20 protein-coding genes are annotated in these 22500 nt (G+C 66.0%); 7 read left to right on the top strand and 13 right to left on the bottom strand.

The genetic code is table 11. The annotated features are described in order from the left end of the window. Together F9929_RS01905 and hglS are read right to left on the bottom strand one after the other, a co-directional pair. Positions 1-1287, bottom strand: coding sequence for an NAD(P)/FAD-dependent oxidoreductase (locus F9929_RS01905; RefSeq protein ID WP_152044827.1), 1287 nt, complete (start codon positions 1285-1287; stop codon positions 1-3). A 27-nt stretch (positions 1288-1314) separates the two neighbouring features. After that, positions 1315-2730 (bottom strand): 2-oxoadipate dioxygenase/decarboxylase HglS, encoded by a 1416-nt coding sequence (gene hglS, locus F9929_RS01900; RefSeq protein ID WP_152044826.1) that lies wholly within the window; start codon positions 2728-2730, stop codon positions 1315-1317. A 134-nt stretch (positions 2731-2864) separates the two neighbouring features. On the opposite strand from hglS, the gene F9929_RS01895 reads away from it, so the two are divergent. Further along, the gene (locus tag F9929_RS01895) at positions 2865-3770 is read left to right on the top strand and encodes a LysR substrate-binding domain-containing protein (protein WP_152044825.1); all 906 of its coding nucleotides are present in this window, start codon (positions 2865-2867) and stop codon (positions 3768-3770) included. Positions 3771-3780: 10 nt separating this feature from the next. Here F9929_RS01895 and guaA read toward each other — a convergent pair whose 3' ends face one another. The 7 genes from guaA to F9929_RS01860 form a co-directional block, all read right to left on the bottom strand. Continuing rightward, positions 3781-5337, bottom strand: coding sequence for a glutamine-hydrolyzing GMP synthase (guaA, locus tag F9929_RS01890; protein ID WP_152044824.1), 1557 nt, complete (start codon positions 5335-5337; stop codon positions 3781-3783). A gap of 49 nt (positions 5338-5386) precedes the next feature. After that, positions 5387-6037, bottom strand: a complete 651-nt coding sequence (locus tag F9929_RS01885; protein ID WP_152044823.1) for a 5'-methylthioadenosine/S-adenosylhomocysteine nucleosidase — start codon at positions 6035-6037, stop codon at positions 5387-5389. A gap of 115 nt (positions 6038-6152) precedes the next feature. After that, the gene (locus F9929_RS01880; protein WP_152044822.1) at positions 6153-6614 is read right to left on the bottom strand and encodes a TspO/MBR family protein; all 462 of its coding nucleotides are present in this window, start codon (positions 6612-6614) and stop codon (positions 6153-6155) included. Beyond that, the gene (locus tag F9929_RS01875) at positions 6611-7906 is read right to left on the bottom strand and encodes an RsmB/NOP family class I SAM-dependent RNA methyltransferase (protein ID WP_152044821.1); all 1296 of its coding nucleotides are present in this window, start codon (positions 7904-7906) and stop codon (positions 6611-6613) included. Before F9929_RS01875 ends, F9929_RS01880 begins: the two co-directional genes overlap by 4 nt. A 45-nt stretch (positions 7907-7951) precedes the next feature. After that, positions 7952-8359: a type II toxin-antitoxin system VapC family toxin gene (locus F9929_RS01870; RefSeq protein WP_152044820.1), complete on the bottom strand. Its 408-nt coding sequence runs from the start codon at positions 8357-8359 to the stop codon at positions 7952-7954. A 3-nt stretch (positions 8360-8362) separates the two neighbouring features. After that, a complete protein-coding gene (locus F9929_RS01865; protein ID WP_152044819.1) occupies positions 8363-8638 on the bottom strand; it encodes a type II toxin-antitoxin system prevent-host-death family antitoxin in 276 nt (91 codons plus the stop codon). 137 nt (positions 8639-8775) lie between these two features. Then, positions 8776-10281, bottom strand: a complete 1506-nt coding sequence (locus F9929_RS01860) for a catalase (protein WP_152044818.1) — start codon at positions 10279-10281, stop codon at positions 8776-8778. 78 nt (positions 10282-10359) lie between these two features. Here F9929_RS01860 and F9929_RS01855 point away from each other — a divergent pair, with 78 nt between their 5' ends. Beyond that, positions 10360-11277 carry a hydrogen peroxide-inducible genes activator gene (locus F9929_RS01855; protein ID WP_235918948.1) on the top strand — a complete coding sequence of 306 codons (918 nt, stop codon included), beginning with the start codon at positions 10360-10362 and terminating at the stop codon, positions 11275-11277. Between the two features lie 4 nt (positions 11278-11281). Here the strand turns inward: F9929_RS01855 and F9929_RS01850 are convergent, their stop codons facing one another. The 4 genes from F9929_RS01850 to F9929_RS01835 all read right to left on the bottom strand — a co-directional run bounded on the left by F9929_RS01850 (position 11282) and on the right by F9929_RS01835 (position 16378). After that, on the bottom strand, positions 11282-12070 hold the full coding sequence (locus F9929_RS01850) for a metallophosphoesterase family protein (RefSeq protein WP_152044817.1): 789 nt from the start codon (positions 12068-12070) through the stop codon (positions 11282-11284). 75 nt (positions 12071-12145) lie between these two features. Beyond that, positions 12146-13453, bottom strand: coding sequence for an HlyD family type I secretion periplasmic adaptor subunit (locus F9929_RS01845; RefSeq protein ID WP_152044816.1), 1308 nt, complete (start codon positions 13451-13453; stop codon positions 12146-12148). Next, on the bottom strand, positions 13453-15201 hold the full coding sequence (locus F9929_RS01840; RefSeq protein WP_152045200.1) for a type I secretion system permease/ATPase: 1749 nt from the start codon (positions 15199-15201) through the stop codon (positions 13453-13455). The genes F9929_RS01845 and F9929_RS01840 overlap by 1 nt, the downstream gene beginning before the upstream one ends. 211 nt (positions 15202-15412) lie before the next feature. Next, entirely contained in the window at positions 15413-16378 is a 966-nt protein-coding gene (locus F9929_RS01835; protein ID WP_152044815.1) for an NAD-dependent epimerase/dehydratase family protein, read from the bottom strand. Between the two features lie 561 nt (positions 16379-16939). On the opposite strand from F9929_RS01835, the gene F9929_RS01830 reads away from it, so the two are divergent. The 5 genes from F9929_RS01830 to efeO (F9929_RS01810) all read left to right on the top strand — a co-directional run bounded on the left by F9929_RS01830 (position 16940) and on the right by efeO (F9929_RS01810) (position 22491). Beyond that, positions 16940-17611 (top strand): sugar transferase, encoded by a 672-nt coding sequence (locus F9929_RS01830; RefSeq protein WP_152044814.1) that lies wholly within the window; start codon positions 16940-16942, stop codon positions 17609-17611. A gap of 680 nt (positions 17612-18291) precedes the next feature. Beyond that, on the top strand, positions 18292-19140 hold the full coding sequence (efeU, locus tag F9929_RS01825; RefSeq protein ID WP_152044813.1) for an iron uptake transporter permease EfeU: 849 nt from the start codon (positions 18292-18294) through the stop codon (positions 19138-19140). Between the two features lie 9 nt (positions 19141-19149). Continuing rightward, positions 19150-20352, top strand: coding sequence for an iron uptake system protein EfeO (gene efeO, locus F9929_RS01820; protein WP_152044812.1), 1203 nt, complete (start codon positions 19150-19152; stop codon positions 20350-20352). Beyond that, positions 20352-21653: an iron uptake transporter deferrochelatase/peroxidase subunit gene (gene efeB / locus F9929_RS01815; RefSeq protein WP_152044811.1), complete on the top strand. Its 1302-nt coding sequence runs from the start codon at positions 20352-20354 to the stop codon at positions 21651-21653. Before efeO (F9929_RS01820) ends, efeB begins: the two co-directional genes overlap by 1 nt. 16 nt (positions 21654-21669) lie before the next feature. Further along, the gene (gene efeO, locus F9929_RS01810; protein WP_152044810.1) at positions 21670-22491 is read left to right on the top strand and encodes an iron uptake system protein EfeO; all 822 of its coding nucleotides are present in this window, start codon (positions 21670-21672) and stop codon (positions 22489-22491) included. Positions 22492-22500: the final 9 nt, after the last annotated feature.

The following is a 22500-nucleotide window of genomic DNA, read 5'->3' as shown; positions in this document are numbered from 1 at the left end:
CTAGCGCCGGGCGCTTGTTGCGTGGGCGAGCTGCGAGCCGATCTCGTACCAGGCCTCGCGGCTTTTGCGGAAGCGCACCGGCTCGGCCACTGTTTCGGGTAGCGGCAGGTCCTCCACCGCGATGCGCCCGAGGATGAGGTCGGCGAGAAGACGGCCGAACACGGTGCCCGGCGCGATGCCCCGGCCGTTGAAGCCGCTGAAGGAATAAACGTGCGTGGCCGGTCGATGGAAGCGCGGCAGGCTGTTCTGCGTCATGCCGATCTTGCCGTACCATTCCATCTCGAAGCCGACCCCGTCGAGCTGGGGAAAGAGCTTCGTCATCGCGCGCCGCCCCCAATTGCGATGAATGGAAGCGCCGAACCCGCGAAGCGCGCCGACCGATCCGAAGACGAGCCGTCCGGCGCGGTCGAAGCGGAAGGAGGACAGGATTTCCTCCGTATCCCACGCCCCTTGGCGCTCGGGCAGGATGGAGTGGCGAAGGTTGTCACTGAGCGGCTTCGTGGCGAGGTTGAAATAAGGCAGGTGGACCTGCTCTTCCCGAACTTCCGGAAAGACGCCCGCCCCATAGGCGTCGGTCGCCAGCACGATCCGGGGCGCGCGCACCCGCCCCCCGTTGCCGGCGTCGAGCATCCATGCGCCGTTCTCGTGCCGCGCCGCCGTGACAGGACTTCGGGTGAAGATCCGCGCACCGGCTTGGAGCGCCGCATGGCCGAGCCCCCGCGCATAGCTCAGTGGCTGGATCGTGCCCGCGCGGTGGTCGAGAAGCGCACCGGAGTAAGCACGGCTGCCGACCTTGGCGGCGGTCTCGTCGGGGCTGAGGAGTTCCACCGCCACGCCCCTCGCCTGCCATTGGCGAGCGCGGTCCTTCAACTCGCGAAGCCCCTTTTCGCCGACGGCGCAGTGCAGCGTTCCTTGCGTTTCCACCTCGCAGTCGATCCGATGGCGTTCCACGAGGTCGAACACGGCGCGGGGGCCATCGCCCAGAACCTGCAACAAGCGTTCGCCATGCGTTTCTCCGAGCGCGGCCGGCACGTCGTCCGGCATCACCCACATGCCGGCATTCACGAGGCCGACATTGCGACCCGATCCGCCGAAGCCGATCTCCTCGGCTTCCAGAACCGCGACGCCGCGCCCCGCTTCGGCAAGATGCAGGGCTGCCGAAAGCCCGGTATAGCCCGCGCCGATCACCGCGACGTCCACATGGATCTCGCGATCGAGGACCGTGGTCGCGGGGGCCGGGGATGCCGAGCGCTCCCAAAGGCCGTGACTGCGCGGATCGTTCTTCACCGGACGAGCCTCCCGACTCTTCGACGCTTATTCCGCCGCAGCCTGTCGGCCGGCCACGCCGAGTTCGGCTTCGAGAGCCTCGATCGAGCGGGTCTCGGCCTCCTCGTAGAGCACGAACTCGTCGGCGGGCTCAGCGCCGAGCGCTTCGGCGAAGGCGGCGCGGCTCGCATTGCCGGCATAGGCGCGCTGCTCCGTGCCGCCGAGATTGGACTGGAAGATGCCCGCCGCGCTGACGGGCAGGAAGTCCTCGTAGACGATCGGGTCGGCGAGGACGCGGCCTTCCGACACCAGCCGGTCGAGCGCCTCAGAATCCAGCGGTCCGGTGATGCCGCCCCCCGTCGCGCCCAAGCGATACCGGAAGAAGCCGAGGCCCTGCCGGCGGATCTCGTTGTAGGTGTCGGGAAAGGTCGCGAAGGTTTGCGCCAGGCGCGTGTCGTAATCCGCCCCGGCGCTTCCCGCGCCGCCGATCTCGCGCACCGATTGGAGAAGGTCGTCGTAGAGCGTCCGGCCCTTTCTCGTCAGCGCGATGCCGCGCTGTTCGATCTCGCCGAAACGCGCCGTGTGGGTGCCGGCCGCCTCGCCGTCGCCGCCTCGAAAGCGGATGGGCTCTTCCAGCGCCTTGAAGCTCGTTTGGCGAAGGAGGATCGGGCAGGCGCGCGTCGGCGGCCCTTCCACCACGGCCTTGGCGGCGATGTCGCGCGCCGGCATGCCGGTCTGCACCTCGTCGATATCGAGGGTGCGCGGCGTCAGATGGTTGATATGTGGACCCTTGAAAGACACGACGTCGGCGATCAGCCGGTGCGCGTCGTGAAGCTTCTTGTAGGTCGCGGCATCCACCGTCGCTTCCCCGTGCCAGCGGAAAGTTTCCAGAGCCTCGCGCACGAATTCCTGCGCTTGATCGTCGGTGAGGCCACCTTGGCGCTCGTGGAGGTCGATGAGTTCGAGAGCGCGGCTGGTGAAGATTTGCCGGCGCGAAAGAATGGCGGCGGCCTCCTCGCGCAAAGCTTCGTCCTCGATCAGTTCGAGCCGCAGAAGCGAGGTGAAGACGCGGAAGGGATTGCGCGACAGGGCCGCATCGGCCACCGGCCGGAAGGCGGTGGAATGAACAGGCACGCCCGCCACCGAAAGATCGTAATAGCCGACCGGCTCCATGCCCATCACCGCGAACAAGCGGCGGATGGTGAAAAGTTCCTGCGCCGTACCAAGGCGGATCGCGCCGTGGCGCTCCAGATCGAGCCGCTCCAATTCGTCGGCCCGTTCCAGATCGGCCTTCAGGGCGGGATCGCGCGCGAGAACGCCGGCATTGACGTCGCGCACCAGTTCCATGAGCGTCCCGTATTGCGGGACCTCCTGGCGATACATTTCCGACATCGCGCGCGAGAACAGGGTGCGGACGTGATCCGTCGACACGAAGCCGGGGGCGGCGGGGCTCGAAGAGGTCATGGGCGCATCACGCTCCGAAACGGGGATCGCATCCGGCGAGGCGGAAATCCATGCGAGTTTGGCATGAGGTTTGACGAGGCAACGCAGTTCTGCAAACGAAGATTTTATCTGACATCATTCGGTTGTGGAATGACATGGCCGTCGCGCGCCGCTTCCTGCCTTCCATGTCGCTCTTGCGCGCCTTCGAGGCGGCGGCGCGGCTGCAAAGCTTCACGGCGGCCGGGGCCGAGATCAATCTGACGCAAAGCGCGGTCAGCCGCCAGATCCGCGCCCTGGAAGAACTCTTGGGGGCGGAACTCTTTGTTCGCGAGCGGCAGTCGGTGCGCCTCACGGTGGCGGGCGAGGCCTATGCGCGCGAGGTGCGCGAAGCGCTCGGGCGCATCGCCGGGGCGACGCTCGCCTTTCGCGCCAATCCGGGAGGCGGCACCCTCAACCTCGCCATTCTGCCAACCTTCGGAACGCGCTGGCTGGCCCCTCGCCTGCCGGCCTTCCTCAAGCTCCATCCGGGCATCACCTTCAATCTGACGACGCGGCTGTCGCCGTTCGATTTCAGGCTGGAAGCGCTGGACGCCGCGATCCATTTCGGCGCCGCCGACTGGCCGGGGGCCGAACTCGATCTTCTGATGAGCGAAACGGTGGTGCCGGCCTGCAGCCCGCAACTGGCGGAGCGCTTCGGCTTCGGGCAACCGGCCGATCTTCTCGCCGCGCCCCTTCTTCATCTCGCCTCGCGTCCCGACGCCTGGGAGCGCTGGTTCGATCTTCAGAAGGCGAGTCCCGGCCCCTTGCGCGGCATGCTGTTCGACCAGTTCGCGACGGCTGCGCAGGCCGCCGTGTCCAACCTCGGCGTCGCGCTTCTGCCTGAATTCCTGATCGAGGACGACATCCGGCGCGGCGATCTCGTGCGCGCCCTCCCCCTCCCGATGGAAAGCACCGAACGCTATTATCTCGCCTGTTCTGTGACCCGGACATCCTATCCGCCGCTGGCCGCCTTCCGCCGATGGATACGCGAAGAAGCCTCAAACCCGACCCTTCAGGGGTAGAGGCTGAAGCTCATTCCCACTCGATCGTGCCCGGGGGCTTGGAGGTCACGTCGTAGACGACGCGGTTGATGCCCTTCACCTCGTTGATGATGCGCGTCGCCGCATTGCCGAGGAATTCCATGTCGAAGGGATAGAAATCGGCCGTCATGCCGTCGACGGAGGTGACGGCGCGAAGCGCGCAGACGAACTCGTAGGTGCGCCCGTCGCCCATCACGCCCACCGTCTGGACGGGGAGCAGCACGGCGAAGGCCTGCCAGATCGTGTCGTAGAGGCCGGCCTTGCGGATCTCGTCGAGATAGATCGCGTCGGCCTGGCGCAGGATGTCGAGCTTTTCGCGCGAAATGCCGCCCGGGCAGCGAATGGCGAGGCCCGGCCCGGGAAAGGGATGGCGCCCGACGAAGCTGTCGGGCAGCCCGAGCTCGCGGCCGAGCGCGCGCACCTCGTCCTTGAAGAGCTCGCGCAAGGGCTCCACGAGCTTCATGTTCATGCGCTCAGGGAGTCCGCCGACATTGTGGTGCGACTTGATGGTGACGGAGGGACCGCCGGTGAAGGACACCGACTCGATCACGTCCGGGTAGAGCGTGCCCTGCGCCAGGAACTCCGCGCCGCCGAGCTTGGCGGCTTCGGCCTCGAAGGTCTCGATGAACAAGCGGCCGATGGTCTTGCGCTTCTTCTCCGGGTCGCTTTCGCCTTCCAAAGCGCCGAGGAAAAGCTCTTCGGCTTCCACATGGACGAGCGGGATATTGTAGTGGCCGCGGAACAGGCCGACCACCTCCTCCGCCTCGCCCTGACGCATCAGGCCGTGATCCACGAAGATGCAGGTGAGCTGGTCGCCGATCGCCTCGTGGAGAAGAACGGCCGCCACCGCCGAATCGACGCCGCCGGACAGGCCGCAGATGACGCGCGCCTTGCCGACCTTGGCGCGGATCTCGGCGATCGCCTGATCCTTGAAGGCCGCCATGGTCCAGTCGCCGGCCAAGCCGGCGATGCGGTGGACGAAATTGGAGATGAGCTTGGCCCCGTCCGGCGTGTGGACGACTTCGGGGTGGAACTGCACGCCATAGAAGCGCCGCGCCTCGTCGGCGATGGCCGCGAAGGGCGCGCCGGGCGACAGGGCGACGATTTCGAAACCGGGAGGAAGCGCCGTCACGCGGTCGCCGTGGCTCATCCACACCTGATGGCGCGTGCCTTCGGCCCAAACGCCGTCGAAGAGCGGCGAGGAGCGCTTCACTTCCACGAAGGCACGGCCGAACTCGCGATGGAGGCCGCCCTCGATCCGGCCGCCGAGCTGCGCGCACATGGTCTGCTGGCCGTAGCAGATGCCGAGCACCGGAACGTCGGCCTCGAAGATCGCGTCGGGCGCGCGGGGCGAGGCTTCTTCGGTGGTGGAGGCGGGCGAGCCGGACAGGATCACCGCCTTCGGCTTCAACCGCGCGAAGCCTTCGGCGGCGGACTGAAAGGGCACGATCTCGGAATAAACCCCGGCCTCGCGCACGCGCCTGGCGATGAGCTGCGTGACCTGGGAGCCGAAATCGACGATGAGGACGGTGTCTGGATGCGCGGTCATTGCGGGGCTTTAATCAAGCAGGCCAGCCTATGCAAGCGCATCGCGCCGTCTATATGATGCCGGCTTCCATCGCGACGGCCAGCCGGTCGAGTGCGTCGGCCAGCCGCTCGTCCAGATGGCCGAGAAGCGAAGTCCAGTCGTCGTAGTGGTGGAGATCGGCGGCCCCGTCCGAGATGCCGCGAAGGCCCACCATCGGCAGCGCGAAACGCTGGCAGGCGCGCAAAACGGCGAATGTCTCCATATCCACCATCTCCGCGTCGATCTCATGATAGCGAAGCCCCGTGACGACATCGCCGCCGGTGGAAAGGCGTGCAGCCGGAATGCTCGGGATCGGCGTCGGCAGCGGGGTGTCGATCGGATGGTCGAGGAGGGGTGTGACGCCCTTGGTGAAGCCGAGGGCCGAGGCATCGATGTCGCGCCAGGAAACGGACGCGACCTGATAAACCGCGCCCTGTTCCAGAACGCGCGATCCGGCGGAGCCGAGCGAAACAACCAGATCGGGCCGGCGGCCGCCGGCTTCCAGCGCCTGGAAAGCGATGCCCGTGGCGAGTGCCGCCTCGATCGGCCCGACGCCCGTCATCAGCGGGCGGATGCGGCGGCGAAGATGGGGTCCGTATTCCGGCTCGGCGGCCATGACGAACAGAACGTCGCGACCCGCCACCCGCTCGGGCGCGAGTTCGAACTCCGCCGCCTGCCCCATGCCGCCGACCCCATCCGTTTCGAGCCCGCGACCTTCTGGGAGATCGCAGGCTGTTCCGTTTTTTTCGAGAACCAGAACATGAGATAGAGGACGCGATCACGCGCCCGTCAACAGCTCAGTTCAGGAGCGCGATCGAGCCGTTCAACGCGGCAGCATAGGCGACCCAGACCGCATAGGGCAGAAACAGGATCGATGCCGCGCGATTGCGCCGGAAGGCGACCGCCACGAAGACGAGGATCGCCGCGAGCAGCGCCAGGATGATCGCAAACCCGGCTTCGATCCGGTGCGCGCCGAAAAAGGTCGGCGACCAGGCGAAGTTCAGCCCGAGCTGGACGAGCCAGAGCATCACGCCTGCGGCCGGTCCTTTGCGATAAACGAGCCAGCCCGCAACGGCGATGAAAACGTAGAGTACCGTCCAGGCGATCGGGAACAGCCAGTTCGGCGGCGTGAAGCCGGGCTTGGCGAGCGCCTGATACCATTCGCCCGGCGGGTTGGAGACGCCGATCCAGAGCCCTCCCCCGACCGTGACGAGGAGGAAGATCGCGAGAAGAACGAAGTCGCGTGGGCTCAGCTTCATCGCCGCACCAGCCGCGCGAAGAAGAAGCCGTCCGTGCCGGATTTCAGCGGAGTGAGGGTCAGTGTTCGTCCCTCGCCGACCGTGTGGGCGTGGTAATCGGCTGGCGCGCCCGGCAGAAGGTTTTCCCAGACGCCGCCCGCATCCTCGACCGCAAAGCCCGGATGGCGCTGGAGGAAGGCTTCGACCCGCCGGCCGTTCTCGCGCGCCAGGATCGAGCAGGTGACGAAGGCCAGCCGGCCGCCCGGCCTGACGAAGCGCGCGGCCTCATTCAGAACGGCGTCCTGCTCGGCCATCCTCTTTTCCAGCGCCGAAGACGACAATCGCCATTTGGCGTCCGGCCGTCGCCGCCACGTGCCCGAGCCGGTGCAAGGCGCGTCGACCAGAACGAGGTCGCAAGCGTTTTCCAAGCCTGCGAGTTCATCCGCGCGCCCGTGCGGCTCGACATTCTTGGCGTCCGCGCGGCGCAGCCGGTCGTAGATCGGCGCGAGGCGTCGCTTGTCGGAATCGAAGGCGTGGATGGTGCCCTGCCCTTCCATCGCGGCCGCCAGCGCCAGCGACTTGCCGCCGGCCCCCGCGCAAAGGTCGAGCACGGTTTCGCCGGCTTTGGCGCCTGCAAGCCAGCTCGCGAGCTGCGAGCCCTCGTCCTGCACTTCGACAAGGCCGGTGAGGAAGGTCGCTTCGGACTGGACATTCGGATGCCGGCCGGCGCCCTTGATCGGCGGAATGCGAAGGCCTACGGGCGACAGGCGGCTCGGCGTCGCGCCGAATTCGGCCAGCGCGGTTTCAGCCTTGGAGCGTCCGCCCAGAAGCGTGTTGACGCGAAGGTCCAAAGGCGGCCGGCCGCTCAAGGCCGAGGCTTCCGCGATCCAGTTCTCACCGAGCGATGCTTCCAGTTCGCTCGCCAGCCAATCGGGCACGTCGGCGCGAACGGCGGCGGGAGCCTTGGCGAGATCGACGTTTCCGAAACGCTGCAGTTCGTCCGGCGTCGGGAGCTTGGGCGCGAAGCGGTCGCCTTCCAGCGCTTGTTCGATAGCGTCCGGCGCGAGGCGATAGCCCTCCGCCAACGCGGCGAAGACGAGGGCGCGCGTCGAATCGTTGCCCATGCGCCAGCCGAAGGAGCGGCGGCGGCGAAGCACGTCGTAGACGAGATTGCCGATGGCGGAGCGGTCGCCCGATCCGGCGAAGCGGTGCGACAGGCCCCAGTCCTTCAGGGCGTCGGCGACCGGGCGGTGACGTTTGGAAACGTCGTCCAGAACCTCGATCGCGGCGGCGAGACGTCCGCCTAGGCGCATGGAAAGACCTCGGACGGCAGGCGAATGGCGGTGATGTTCAAGAATTTAGGCTTCGTAGGGGTTGAAAAGCTTCGCCCCGGTCGGCTCGAAATGCCGGACGTTGCGGGTGGCGACGGTGAGGTCGTGTTCGAGCGCGGTGGCCGCGATGAGGAGGTCGGGATCGCGGCGGTTGAGGCGAGTCGCGAGTTCGCCCCAACGCAGAGCGATGGCCATCGTGACAGGAAGCGTCCGGTCTCCGAGATCGGCTTGCGCATCCGATGCCCAAGCCTGCAGGCGGGTTGCGAAAACCGGATCGCTCACGCGCTTCTTCGCGATCCCCGCCGCGATCTCGCCGAAGGTGCGGACGCTGACATAGGCCTTACCCTTGGCGGTTCCATCAAGCCATGCCGAGACGGCCTCGTGCGGCCGCCGCTTCCCGCGTTCGGAAAGTACCATCGTATCGAGGAGAAACACGCGTCAGTCCCAATCGATCTCGCGAGGCGCGAATTCCAACGCTTCGGGATTGCGTTTGTCGAAGAGATCCTGCGCGTCGTCCGGCAGCTTCGGGAAATTCGCCAGATGCTCGTTCAGCGTCTTCGGCCGCTTTGACATCAGCTCGTAGTCCCGGACCGAGACGACGACCACCGCCTCGTCGCCTTCCACGCAAACGCGCTGCGGCTCGCCGTTGCGCGCGGCTTCCACCACGGCGGTCAGCTTCTCGCGCGCGTCCTCCAACGTCCAGATCGATCCCATGGCCGGTCTCCGTGCCTGCTGATCCCAAGGATAGAGACGGGACGCCCCTGCAACAAGGCGGAACGCCCAAGCCGGAACAAGGAAAGGGCCGGGATCGCTCCCGGCCCTTCGTCTCGTATCCGCGATGGGCGGATGGCTTACTCGGCCGCCGCCGCGTGGCTGGTGGTCAGGCTCGCCTGCGCGTCGTCCTTGCCCTGCCGCGCCAACGCCTCGCGCACGCCCGCCCCGTAGGCCGGATCGACCTTGTCGAAATGGGCGAGCTGGCGGTCGAGGATGAACTGCGGCACACCCTGCATCGCGCCGGCCAGCGTCGCGAAAAGGCGCTGCTTGTGGGCGTCGTCGAAGAGGTTGAACAGCGCGCGCGGCTGCGAGTAGTGGTCCGCTTCGCCACGATAATCGTAGCGTCCCACCTCGCCCGAATAGCGATGCGGCGGCTCGGCGACGCTCGGGTCCTCCACCGGACCGCCGAACGAGTTCGGCTCGTAATACGCGTCCGGGTTGGTGCGAAGGCCGAAGGGCGTCGTGCCGTCGCGGTTGTAATGGTTCACCGGCGAGCGCGGCTTGTTCACGGGAAGCGACTCGTAATGCGTGCCGATGCGGTAGCGGTGCGCGTCCGGATAGGAGAACAAGCGGCCCTGCAGCATCTTGTCCGGCGAGAAGCCGATGCCCGGCACCACGTTGGACGGGTTGAAGGCGGACTGCTCGATATCGGTGAAATAGTTCTCCGGATTGCGGTTCAGCTCGATCTCGCCGACCTTGATCAGCGGATAATCGGCATGCGGCCAGACCTTGGTCAGGTCGAAGGCGCTCCAGCCGGTCTTCTTCTCGAACTCGTCGGCTTCCAGTTCCGGCATGACTTGGATGAAGAAGTCCCATTTCGGGAAACGGCCTTCCTCGATCATGCCGTAGAGGGCTTCCTGGTAGCTCTCGCGCGACTTCGAGATGACCTTCTCGGCCTCCTCGTTGGTGAAGGTCTTGTGACCCTGTTTCGTCTTGAAGTGGAACTTCACCCAGAACCGCTCGCCTTGATCGTTCCAGAGCGAGAAGGTGTGGCTGCCGTAGCCGTTCATACGCGAGGGGTCGACCGGGATGCCGCGGTCCGACATCAGGATCGTCACCTGATGCAGAGATTCCGGGCAAAGCGACCAGAAGTCCCACATGGCGGTGGCCGAGCGCAGGTTCGTGCGCGGATGGCGCTTCTGCGTGTGGATGAAGTCCGGGAACTTGTAGGGGTCGGCGACGAAGAAGACCGGCGTGTTGTTGCCGACGATGTCCCAGTTGCCTTCCTCGGTATAGAACTTCAGCGAGAAGCCGCGCACGTCGCGCTCGGCGTCCGCCGCACCCTGCTCGCCGGCGACCGTGGAGAAGCGGGCGAGCATTTCGGTCTGCCCGCCGATCTTGGCGAAGACCTTGGCGCGCGAATAGCGCGTGATGTCCTCGGTGACGGTCAGGGTGCCGTAGGCGCCCCAGCCCTTGGCGTGGACGACGCGCTCGGGAACGCGCTCGCGGTTCTGGTGGGCGAGCTTCTCGATGAGCTGATAATCTTCCAGAAGCACGGGGCCGTTGCGGCCGACCGTCTTGGCGTTCTGGTTCGAGGAAAGCGGCGCGCCGGCCGTGGTGGTCAACCGCGGTCTGTCGGTCATGGAGATCCTCCTTCGAATGAGGGCGTTTAATTAGAGCCGTTCCAACAGATTCAACCAATCGGTTCCAATCGTATTTTCATGTCAGGCCGATCAGTTTATCCGATCGGGATGCTCTCCACGCGTCAGCTCCGCTATTTCGAAGTTCTCGCCGAAACGCTTCATTTCGGGCGCGCCGCGCAGCGCCTCAACATCAGCCAGCCGGCGCTTTCGGCGCAGATCGCGGCCCTCGAGGAAGCGATCGGCGCGCGTCTCGTGGAGCGCCGGCCGACCGGCGCCGCGCTCACCCCGGAAGGCTCGGCCATTCTGGAGCGCGTCCAGAACATCCTTCACGAGATCCGCGAACTCGAAGCCATCGGCGCCGGGCGCGGCGAGGCCCTTGGCGGCCAGTTGCGCCTCGGGCTCATCGCCACCGTCGCGCCCTATCTCCTGCCGCGTCTTCTGCCACGCCTCGGCTCCGACCATCCCGCCCTGGAACTCGCCATTCGCGAGAACCTCACCGACGTTCTGACCGCCGACATCCTGGCCGGCGATCTCGACTGCGCCCTTCTCGCCCTGCCGATCGCCGACGGGAACCTCGTTTCGATCGAGATCGCCGAGGATCGCTTTCGCCTTGCCGTGCCGGCGCGCGAGGCCGGGCGCTTCAAGGGCGCGGTGGAGGTCGGCGACCTGCCCGGCGAGAAGCTGATCCTTCTGGAAGAAGGCCATTGCCTGCGCGAGCAGGCGCTGAAGGTCTGTCAGCTCGCGAGAGCCCACCGTTTCGCCAATGTCAGCGCCACCAGCCTGACGACGATCCTGCGCATGGTGGCGGGAGGGCTCGGCGCGACGCTGATCCCGGAGATCGCCGTGTCCGCCGAAGCTGCGGGCGGCGATATCGAGGTGCTGCCGTTTCGCGATCCCGCGCCGTTCCGCACCCTCGCCCTCGTGTTCCGCCGCTCGACCTCGCGCCGGCGCTCGTTCGAGGCGCTGGCCGACGTGATCCGCGCCAGCCTTGCCTGACCGTTCAGGGCGCGTGGAGAAAGGCGCCCCGGTTGCCCCGCACCCGGAGCGCGGCGAGGCGGCCGGTGGAATAAGCGAAGGTATCGAGGCAGATGCGGTTGCCGAGCTTCACCGGCACGATGCTCGGCGTATGGCCGTGGACGACCGTGACCGGAAGCCTGGGCCCTTCCGTCAGGAACGGCTCGCGGATCATCAGGAGATCCCGGTCGCGCTGCTTGGGCAAAGCCACGCCCGGACGAATGCCGGCATGGACGAAGACCATGTCGCCGCCCACCGCCATCACCGGAAGGGATTGGAGAAAGGCGCGATGGTGCTCGGGAACGACGCTTTCGATGATCGAGGCGGCTTCCCGGCTGCCGAGACCGCCGCTGCGCATCAGTTGCCGGATGTCCAGCCCATAGGAGGACAGCGTCGCCTCGCCGCCGATCTCCAGCCAGCCGAGCCCGCGCTGGGGGGCGCGGAGAAACGACAGCATCGCCGCCTCGTGGTTGCCGCGAAGGCAAACGCGGCGGAACCCCTGCGGCATGGGCTGGATCAGGTGCTCCAGGACGCGGGCGGAGTCGCGGCCCCGATCGACATAGTCCCCCAGCATCACCACGATCTTCGGGCAGTCGAACCGCTCGCCGTCCCGTATGATCCTGTTCTCGATCGCCAGGAGCGGATCGAGCATCCCGTGCACGTCGCCCACCGCGTAGAGAACCACGTCGTTCCGAGGCAGAACGATGCGGGGCAGGAGCGAGGCGGCCTTCGCGGCCGGCTTCTTGGAGCGTAGCAAGAGGAATCCGATACCCAACGCCGGCAGGCACGCCTTCCCGGTGGAAGACCATCGCTCGGCGGCCGGTCCGATCCGGCCCGGTATAGTGCCCTCTTACTTCTCGCGAAAGGCCCGCGACACCTGCTCGCTCAAGGGTTGCACGAGATAAGCGAGCGCGGTGCGGTCGCGCGTCTTCACGAAGGCCTCGACCGGCATGCCCGGCACCGGCTTGACGCCTTCCAGGCGATCGAACTGGTCCTTGGCGATGGCGATGCGCACCAGATAATAGTTCGCGCCGGTTCGCTGCTCCTGCGAGGTGTCGGCCGAAACCTGCGCCACCGTGCCGTCGAGATCGGACGTGGTGCGGCTGTTGAGGCCGGAAAAGCGCAGGGCGGCCGTTTGCCCCTTGTGGATGTCGTTGATGTCCTGCGGCGAGATGCGCGCTTCCACCACCAGTTCGTCGTCCAGCGGCACGATCTCCATGATCGTGTCGCCCGGCCGGATCACGCCACCGACCGTGTGGACGTCGAGCTGGTGAACGGTGCCGTCCTGGGGCGCGCGGATGTCGATGCGCCGAAGCTGGTCCTCGGCGGCGGTGCGCCTTTCGGCGAGCTCGGCGAGCTTGGCGCGCACTTCCGACAGATCGCGCGAGACTTCCGAGCGCAGGTCGTGATCGATCTGGATGATCTGCAGCTCGGCCTCGGCGATACGCCCGGCGATGCCGGCGAGATTGGCGACATATTGCCCGCGCTCGCCGCGCAGCGCCGCTTTGTCGCGCTCCAGCGCCGCGACGCGTGTGAACTGCACGAGCTTCTTTTCCAGAAGCTCGTTGACCCCCGTCAGCTCCTTTTCGATGAAGCCGAGCTGGTCGTCCTTGGCGGCGATCTGCTCCTTGATCCCCTCGATCTCGTGGCGGAACTCGGTGATCTTCTCGCGAAGCTGCGACTTCTGGCCGTCGCGGGCGGCAAGCCGGATCATGAACAGCTTGTCCTCGTCCGCCATGATGCGGGCGACCTGCGGATCGGACGCGCGAACCGTCATTTCGGGCGGAAAGGCGATCGTCTCGGCCTCGGTCTGCTCGGCTTCCTCGCGGGCGCGGCGGGCCAGAAGCTCGTCGATCTGCTTCAGGACGATCTGGAGGCTGGCCTTGGCCTGCGTCGCATCGAGGCGCAGGAGCACGTCCCCCGTCATCACGCGGTCGCCTTCACGCACCGCCAGTTCGCCGACGACGCCGCCGGTGGGATGCTGGACCTTCTTGACGCTGGAAGCCACGACGAGCGTGCCATGCGCGATCACCGCGCCGGAAAGCTGGGCGGTGGCAGCCCAGGTGCCGACCGCACCGGTCAGAAGGACGCAAACGGTGACGCCGACCACCAGATGGCGGCGGATGGAGCGGAGCGCGGGCGAGGAGGAAGCGGACATCAGGCGGCTCCGGCAACGGAATGAACGGCGCGTGGCTCGGGAACGGGTTCGGGTCTGGGCTGCGGTTCGACCGGACGCAGCACGCGGCCGAGAACCTCTTCCTTCGGCCCGAAGGCCTGCATCCGCCCCTCGTTCATCACCAGAACCATGTCGAGCGCGGCCAGAGCGCTCGGGCGATGGGCGACCACCACCGCGATGCCGCCGCGCAGACGCACCGAGATGATGGCCTGTCCGAGCGCATCCTCGCCTTCGGCATCGAGATTGGAGTTGGGCTCGTCCAGAACCACGATGAAGGGATCGCCATAAAGCGCGCGCGCTAGGCCGATGCGCTGGCGCTGGCCGGCGGAAAGGGCCTGACCGCCCTCCCCGATCTCGGTCTCGTAGCCGTCCTTCAGCCGCACGATCATGTCGTGGACGCCGGCCTTGCGCGCGGCCAGGACAACCTCGTCCGAGGAGGCTTCTGGATCGAAGCGCGCGATGTTCTCGGCGATCGTTCCGGCGAAAAGCTGCACGTCCTGGGGCAGATAGCCGACATGGCGGCCGAGACGGTCGGCGGGCCATTGCCGGAGGCTCGCCCCGTCGAGGCGCACCTCGCCGCGCACGGGCTCCCAGGCCCCGACAAGGGCGCGCACCAGGGAAGACTTGCCGGACGCGCTTTGTCCGATCACGCCGAGACCCTGGCCGGCATTGAGGCGCAGCGACACGTCCTGCACCACGAGCGAGCGAGTGCCTGGAACCGCGATCGTGACGTTCTCCAGGCTCAGGCTCCGTTCGGGCTTCGGCAGATCCAGGACGCGCGTATCGGCCGGCACGGAGCGCAGCACCTGATCGAGCCGCTTCCAGCTCTGGCGCGTGGACACGAAGCTCTTCCATTGGCCGATGGCGAGTTCCACGGGGGCGAGCGCGCGGGAGGTGAGGATGGAGCTTGCGATGATGATGCCGGCGGTCGCCTGCCCCTCGATCACGAGATAGGCGCCGACGGCGAGCACCGCCGATTGAAGAACCATGCGCAACGTCTTGGAGGTGGAGCCGAGCGCGCTCGACACGTCCGCCGCCTGCTGCTGGTGTTCCTTGTAGGTCTCGTTCAGCGCGCTCCAGCGACGGCCGAGGCGATGTTCCATGCCGAGCGCCCGAAGCGCCTCGGCGTTGCGCCGCCCGGCCTCTGCCATGGCGTTGCGCTTCAGGCCGAGATGCATGGACGTCTTCACCGGACCGCGCGTGAACTGCTCGGTCAGAAGCGTCAGAACAACGAGGATCACGCCGCCGGCAACCGCCGTCCAGCCGATCGCCGGGTGGAAGGCGAAGCAGATCGCGAGATAAAGGGGCATCCAGGGCAGATCGAACAGCGCCGTCGGCCCGAGCCCGGACAGGAAACCGCGGACCTGATCGAGATCGCGCGAGGGCTGAACGCTGTCCACCCCGCCGCTCGACAAGGGCAGGCGCGTCACCGCCTGAAACACGCGGGCGCCGAGCGCGTCGTCGATCGCGCCGCCGATGCGGGTGAGGATGCGTCCGCGCAGGACATCCACGACGCCCTGGAAGGCGTAGAGAACCAGCGCGATGATCGCCAGCCCCACCAGCGTCGGCACGCTGCGGCTCGGCAGCACGCGGTCGTAGACCTCCAGCATGAAGAACGAGCCGGTGAGGTAGAGAACGTTCATCAGGCCGCTGAGAACGGCCACGCCCAGAAAGGCCGAGCGGCATGTGCGCAGGGCCGCGCCGAGTTCGCCCTTCCCGTCGGAAGGCATTGCCCGCGAATTATCCGTCACGAAGGGCGCTCCTCGCTTCGGGCCGGCTCGAATTCACATCAGGTATCGAGTGCCCATGCCGTCGGCCGACAAGGTCGGGCCGCGAAAGGAGCCTATGCCGAGACGCTTGAAAAATTCGTCAACGAACGAAATTCGCACCGGGCGGGATTCGCGTTCTCCGCCCGTATGATAGCGCCGGAGGACTTTGCGATCAGGCGAGTTCGGGATTGTCGACCCGCCAACGCCGGATCGCTTCGGCAAGATCGGTCTCGAAACGATATCCGGCCCCATTGAGATAGCCGGGCTCGACATTGGTGGATTTCACCAGCTTCGAGATGCGCTGGCGGTCGATGCTGTTGTTGATGCCGATGCGCGAGATCAGTTCGAAAGGCAACGCCGCCGCGTTCATCGCGCCGTGGGGAATGGTGCCGCGCGGCGCGGGAAGGCCCGCCACCTCGCCGAAGGTGCGGCAGATGTCCTCGATGGTGTAATGCGTCGGATAGCAGAAGTTGTAGATGATCAGGCGTTCCGGCCGGTCCATGGTGAAATCCATGGTCCGGACAAGCTCGCCGACATAACCGCAGCTTTTCACCGTGTCCCGCCGGCCGGGGTAAAGGAAGATGCCGCGACGAAGGGCGGCGGCGAGCCGCGTGAAGTTGCCCTTCTCGCCCTTGCCGAAGATCACGGCCGGGCGGACGATGACGAGCTTGCGCCTTTCATCGCCTTCGGCCCATTCCCGCTGGACGGTTTCGGCCAGAAGCTTGGAATAGCCGTAGTCGGATTTGGGCGTCGGGGTGGTGGTCTCGAGCTTGCGGTCCTCGCCCGGCCCGTAAACCGCGATGGAACTCGTGAAGAAGAGTTCGTTGATATCGTTCTGACGGGCGAAAGCGCAGATGCTGACCGCGCCTGCGACATTCGTGTCGTAATATTCATGGGCGGGATGGCCCGGCGTGCGGTGCACGGCGGCCAGATTATAGATGCGGTCGATGCCTTGCCCGAGCCCATCGGGGATCGGGCGCCGAATATCGTGGCGCACATATTCCACGCCCGGAACGCTTTCGGTGGGGTCGGCCACGTCGACGCTGATCAGCCGGACATTCCCTCCGCGCTCCGAAAGGGACCGCAGCAGGTGAGTTCCAATAAATCCGGCACCGCCGAAGACGATCGTACCCTTCACCTCAACCCCTCATTCATCCGACGCCTTCGCCTTCGCAAGGCGTCAATTTCGTTAAGTGGTATTAAGGAGGCAAACCGAAGGGTCAAGCGGTGAAGACGTGTTTTGAAGTCGCAGAGCGTCGGTTCAGGCTTCACCACGGCCCTGTCCCCGCATCATGACTCGGCGGAAGCTTTTGATTTCCCAGTAAGGCCTTCAGCAATCGCATTGCTGCCATGCACCAAAGTCATGGCTTGAACTTTCACTCGGCCGTTCATGGAACGTTAAGACAGTCGTCGTGAATAGTGGACCAATTGCAGACCTCGAAGACCTGTTTCTTCGAATAACCGGTGCGAAGACAGAGGTTTAGTCCAAAGGAGCTAGTCGCTCACATGAAGGTGGATCACGTCGGAATGATGTCAATCGAAGGCATGACCTGAAGTGAGAAATTCCCAAAAAAAGTAACCATGCCAAGGGATAAGCCCCCCTTGTTTGGTTGGCAAAATGCATTTCGCAGTTGCACAAAAAAAACCGAGGCGATATCCCCTTCGGTACTTAATAATCGATTAAGCGGATGAGGCGAAAATGTCTGCGACTGAAGCCTACGTCGACTCGTCGTCGGCCCTTGGGGCACGACGCAATCCGACGGGCGGCTCCGCCAAGCGGGCCTTCGATGTCGTCGTGGCCAGCCTCCTGATCCTGTTCTTCGCGCCGATCCTTCTGATCATCGCGGCGGCGATCTGGATTCGCGATCCGGGCCCGATCTTCTTCGGTCATACACGCATCGGCTACGACGGCCGTCGCTTCAAGTGCCTGAAGTTCCGCTCGATGGTGGTGAACTCCGCCGAAGCCCTGGAACGGCATCTGGCGTCCTCGCCGGCGGCCCGCACCGAATGGGAACTGACCCGCAAGCTGAAGGACGATCCGCGCATCACCGGCATCGGTCGCATCCTGCGCGTTTCCAGCCTCGACGAACTGCCGCAGCTCTTCAACGTCCTGCGCGGCGAGATGAGCCTCGTCGGCCCGCGTCCGATCGTGGCGGAAGAGGTCGAGCGTTACGAAGATCGCTTCAGCTACTACGTCGCCGGGCGTCCGGGCGTCACGGGCCTTTGGCAGGTCAGCGGCCGCAGCGATACCTCCTATGCGCAGCGCGTCGAACTCGACACCCGCTATGTACAGGGCTGGGGCTTCGGCTCCGACATCAAGATCCTCGCCCGCACCGCGCTGGTGGTGCTGAAGCGCGAAGGAAGCTGCTGAACTTTCTCGAACTCCCAAGCTTTCCTCGAACCGGCGGGATCTTCGGATCGCCGCCGGTTTTCGTTTGAGCGGAAGCGTTTCTGCGCGGATCACGGGCCGACCGGAAAATCCACCTTCAGGCGGTCGCCGAGCCGCCCAATCGCTCCCCCTCGCCGTCGCACCCCTCCCGGATGGCGCGCTTAAGCGTCCTTAACCTCTTCGCCTCGCCCCGCCTCAGATGAGGTAGTAGGCGACACCGACCCAGAAACTCGCGCAGATCGCGACAGCGGTCAGACGGATCGTGACACCGGAGATCGGGTCCTGAAACGTCTTGGCATCCTGAGCGACGATCATGTCTCGCGTCCTGCGGCTCTTTTCTCTGCCGGCACTATGGACGTAGGCCATTTCGCTTTGCTTTCTCGAATTGCTCGAACTTTACCTTCCGGTTACGTTGTCCCAACGGGAAGGTTCCGCAAGGTGGAATCACAGCACCGCGACCTTTCGCCAACCCTGCGACTTGCCGAAAACCGCGCGGATCGGGTCTCGATCCCTCCATTGATCGAGCCGCAAAAGCCTAATTGTAGCGCGATCGGTTTAGAACAGTTCCAGAACACAGCGATTGCTGAGTTTTTGGGAAAGGATTATGAGATCGCCACGGCTTGGCGGCCGGCACGTCCCGTCAACCCTCGCGGATCTCCTCGATGCTCGTTCCATTCCTGATCATGCTCCGCGAAGGGCTGGAAGCGGCTCTGATCGTCGGCATCGTGGCAGGCTACCTGTCGCGCACCGGCCGCGCGGGATGGATGCCGGCGGTCTGGACGGGCATCTTCCTCGCGGTGGCGCTCGCGCTCTTCGTCGGCGCCGGCCTTCAGCTCGCCAGCGCCGAGTTTCCGCAAAGAACGCAGGAACTCTTCGAGGCCGTGGTGGGGCTCATCGCCGTCGCGATCCTGACCTCCATGGTTCTCTGGATGCGCAAGGCGGCGCGGTCCATCAAGTCGGACCTCCATTCCTCCATCGAAGCGGCGATGACGAATGCCGGCGGCAGCGGGCTCGCGCTGGTCGGTCTCGTTTTCTTCGCAGTGGCGCGCGAAGGGCTGGAATCGGTGTTCTTTCTCCTTGCCCTTTTCCAGCAGAGCCCCGGCCCCGGCGCGCCGCTTGGGGCCTTGGCCGGCCTTCTCGTTTCCGTGGCGCTCGGGTTCGCGATCTATGCCGGCGGCGTGAAGCTCGATCTCAAGCGCTTCTTCCGGTGGACCGGCATCTTCATCCTGTTCGTTGCCGCCGGCCTTCTCGCCGGCTCGCTGCGCCATTTCCACGAGGCCGGTCTTTGGAACAGCCTTCAGGAAGTCGTCGTGGACCTCAACGGCGTCCTTCCCGAAGACGGGGTCGCCGGCACGATCCTGGCCGGCCTCTTCGGCTATATGGACGATCCGCGCGTCGGCGAACTGATCCTCTACGCCGTGTTCCTGGCGACCTCGCTGTTCCTGTTTCTGCGTCCGGCCGGAACCGCTCATCCCTCGCGCCGAGCCGCTCGCGCGCCGGCCCTTCGCTGAGGAGGCTTCATGTCGGATCTTTCCCCAAAGCCCACCGCCGCAGGGCCGAACAAGCGCGTCATGGTCTGGGCGCTCGCCGGGGCGGCCTGCCTGATGCTGGCGGGCGGCGCGGCCTTTGCTTTCGCTTCCATGCGGGCGGGCGCGGCGAAGGATGACGGCGGCAACGCGGTGACGGTGACCCTTCGCGATGGCCGGTGCGAGCCGAACGCGCTGTCGGTGCCGGCGGGCAGAGCCCAGTTCCGCATCGTGAATGCCACGACGCGCGCGGTGGAATGGGAAATCCTCGACGGCGTGATGGTGGTGGAAGAGCGCGAGAACATCGCCCCCGGCCTGTCCCAGACACTCGGCGCCAAGCTGCGCCCCGGTGGATACGCCATTACCTGCGGCCTTCTTTCCAATCCGCGCGGCACGTTGACGGTGACGCCCGGCACGGAAACGGGCGGCGCGCGGCCGGAACTCGTCGCCTTTATCGGGCCGCTCGCCGAATATCGCGTTTACCTCAGCCTCCAAGCGAACGAGTTCGCGAAGGCCGCGAGCGCGCTCGACGCGGCGATGGAGGCCGGCGACATGGGAAAATCGCGCGAACTCCTCGCTGCGGCCCGTGCGCCTTACTTGCGCATCGCGCCCGTCGCGGGCCGGTTCGCCGATCTCGACAGCGCCATCGATCCGGTGGCGACCTATCTGGAAAAGCGCGAAGCCGATCCGGCCTTCACGGGCTTCCACCGCATCGAATACGGGCTTTTCGCGAAAAACAGTCTGGATGGCCTCGCCCCTGTTTCCGCGAAGCTCGTCGAGGACGCGGGCGCGTTGAAGGAAAGGCTTCGCGCCCTTCGCCTGGCTCCGAACGACATGGGCGATGGCGCGGTGCGCCAGCTCGAAGCGCTGGCGGAAACGCGCATCCCGGCCGGCGAGAACCTCTACGCCCACACCGATCTTCCCGACATCGAGGCGGAAGTCGCCGGCATCGCCAAGATCGTGGCCCTCCTGAAGCCGGTGACAAAGGAGAACGCGCCGGAAAAGACGAAGGAGGCCGAGGAGAAACTTGCGGCGCTCGGCGCGGCGGTGAAGGCGCTCGAGGGCCCGAACGGTTATCCCGGCTTCGACACGGTCGATGCGGCCGCCCGCACCGATCTGAGCCAGAAGGCGAAAGCCGCGGCCGAGGCGCTCGCCGCCCTGAACCTTGCCGTCGGCATGGACGCGGACGGCGCCTGATGGGACACGTGGTGAAGAACGAGCGGATGCACACCAGCCGGCGGGGTCTCCTTTGGGGCGCGGCCGGCGGGGCCGTGGCGGCGGCGGGCCTCGGCCTCTGCCCCCACAGGGCCAGCGCCCGAGAGGCCCAAGTCGCGGACGCGCCCGAAAGCGATAAGGCGCGCTCTTCCGTCCCTTTCTCGGGCAAACATCAAGCGGGCATCGTCACCCCGCGCCCGGCGGCCGGCATGATCGCCGCCTTCGACGTTCTGGCGAAGTCTCCGGAAGAGGTGGAGCGGCTTTTCCGCGTTCTCACCGAACGCTGCCGTTTCCTTGCCGAAGGCGGCACCGTGCCTGAACTCGACCCGAAGCTTCCACCCGCCGATTCCGGCATTCTGGGGCCGGTGATCGCGCCGGACAGCCTGACGGTCACCGTTTCGCTCGGCGCCTCCTTCTTCCATGATCGCGAATGGCTGGCGCCGTTGAAGCCGGCGCGCCTCCAGCGCATGACGAAGTTTCGCAACGACGCGCTGAACGCCGACCTCTGCCACGGCGACCTGTCGCTTCAGATCTGCGCCAACACGCCGGACGCGACGATCCATGCCCTGCGCGACGTCATCAAGTCGCTGCCCGATCTGATGGTGATCCGCTGGAAGCAGGAAGGCACCGTGCCGATCCTGCCGCCCCGGCCGGACGGAGCCTCGGAAAGCGCCCGCAACCTTCTCGGCTTCCGCGACGGCTCGGCCAATCCGAACTCGGGCGATGCGACCGAGATGGAGCGCGTCGTCTGGGTCGGGGCTGACGATGGGACGGAGCCCCGCTGGACGGCGGACGGCACCTATCAGGCCGTGCGCATCATCCGCAATTTCGTGGAGCGCTGGGACAGGACGCCGCTGGCCGAGCAGGAACGCATCGTCGGGCGGCGCAAGGCGAGCGGCGCTCCCTTCGACGGCAAGACCGAAAGCGACGTGCCGGATTTCGGGCGCGATCCCGACGGGGCGACGACCGCGATGGATTCCCACATCCGGCTCGCCAATCCGCGCAACCATGGCTCTGAGGCCAATCTCATCCTGCGCCGGCCGTTCAACTATTCCAACGGCGTCACCAAGAACGGCCAGCTCGACCAAGGCCTCCTGTTCATCGCATATCAGGCCGATCTCGAAGCCGGCTTCATCACCGTCCAGAAGCGCCTCGATGGCGAACCGCTGGAGGAATACATCAAGCCGGTCGGCGGCGGCTACTTCTTCACCCTGCCTGGCGTGCGCGACGCGCAAGATTTCCTCGGCCGTTCGCTCCTGGAAGCGGCGGCGGCCCGTTCTTGAGAAGGAGTATCCGCCCATGACCTCGTTTTCCGCGCGAAGCCTCGGCCTCGCCGTCCTCCTCGCCACCACGGGCCTCGCCTCGGCCAATGTCTTGCCGCTCGACATCGTCCAGCCGGTGGCCGAGTACAAGATCTACGTCTCCGAGAAGCTCCAGCAGCTCACGGCGGACACCAAGGCCTTCACCGACGCCGTGAAGGCGGGCGACGTGGAGAAGGCCAAGGCGCTCTTCGCCCCGACGCGCATGAGCTACGAGGCGGTGGAGCCGATCGCCGAACTCTTCAGCGATCTCGACGCCTCCATCGATTCGCGCGCCGACGACCACGAGCAGGCCGAGAAGGACCCCGGCTTCATCGGCTTCCACAAGATCGAGCACGGGCTTTTCGCCGAAGGCACGACGGACGGCCTCGCGCCCGTCGCCGACAAGCTGATGGCCGACGTGTCGGATCTGGAAAAGCGCATCGGCGAACTGGCCTTGCCGCCCGAGAAGGTGGTCGGCGGCGCGGCGGCGTTGATGGAGGAAGTCGCAGCCACCAAGATTTCCGGCGAGGAAGACCGCTACAGCCGCACCGATCTCTGGGACTTCAAGGCCAATTTCGACGGCTCGAAGAAGATCTTCGATCTCGTGCGCCCGTTGATCGAAAAGAACGATGCGGCGTTCGTGACGAAGGTCGATACGAGCTTCAAGACGGTGGACGAGACGCTCGCCAAGTACCGCGCCGGCGAAGGCTTCCAGTCCTACGAGAAGCTGACGGACGGCGACCGCCGGGTGCTGGCCGCCAACGTCAACACGCTGGCCGAAGACCTCTCGACGCTACGCGGCAAGCTCGGCCTCAATTGAAACTCTAGA

The sequence above is a fragment of the Aureimonas psammosilenae genome (genome assembly GCF_009176975.1).
GTDB classification, from domain to species: Bacteria; Pseudomonadota; Alphaproteobacteria; order Rhizobiales; family Rhizobiaceae; genus Plantimonas; species Plantimonas psammosilenae.
The sequence above is the reverse complement of the archived record's forward strand: the minus strand, read 5'-3'. Positions and strand labels throughout refer to the sequence as shown.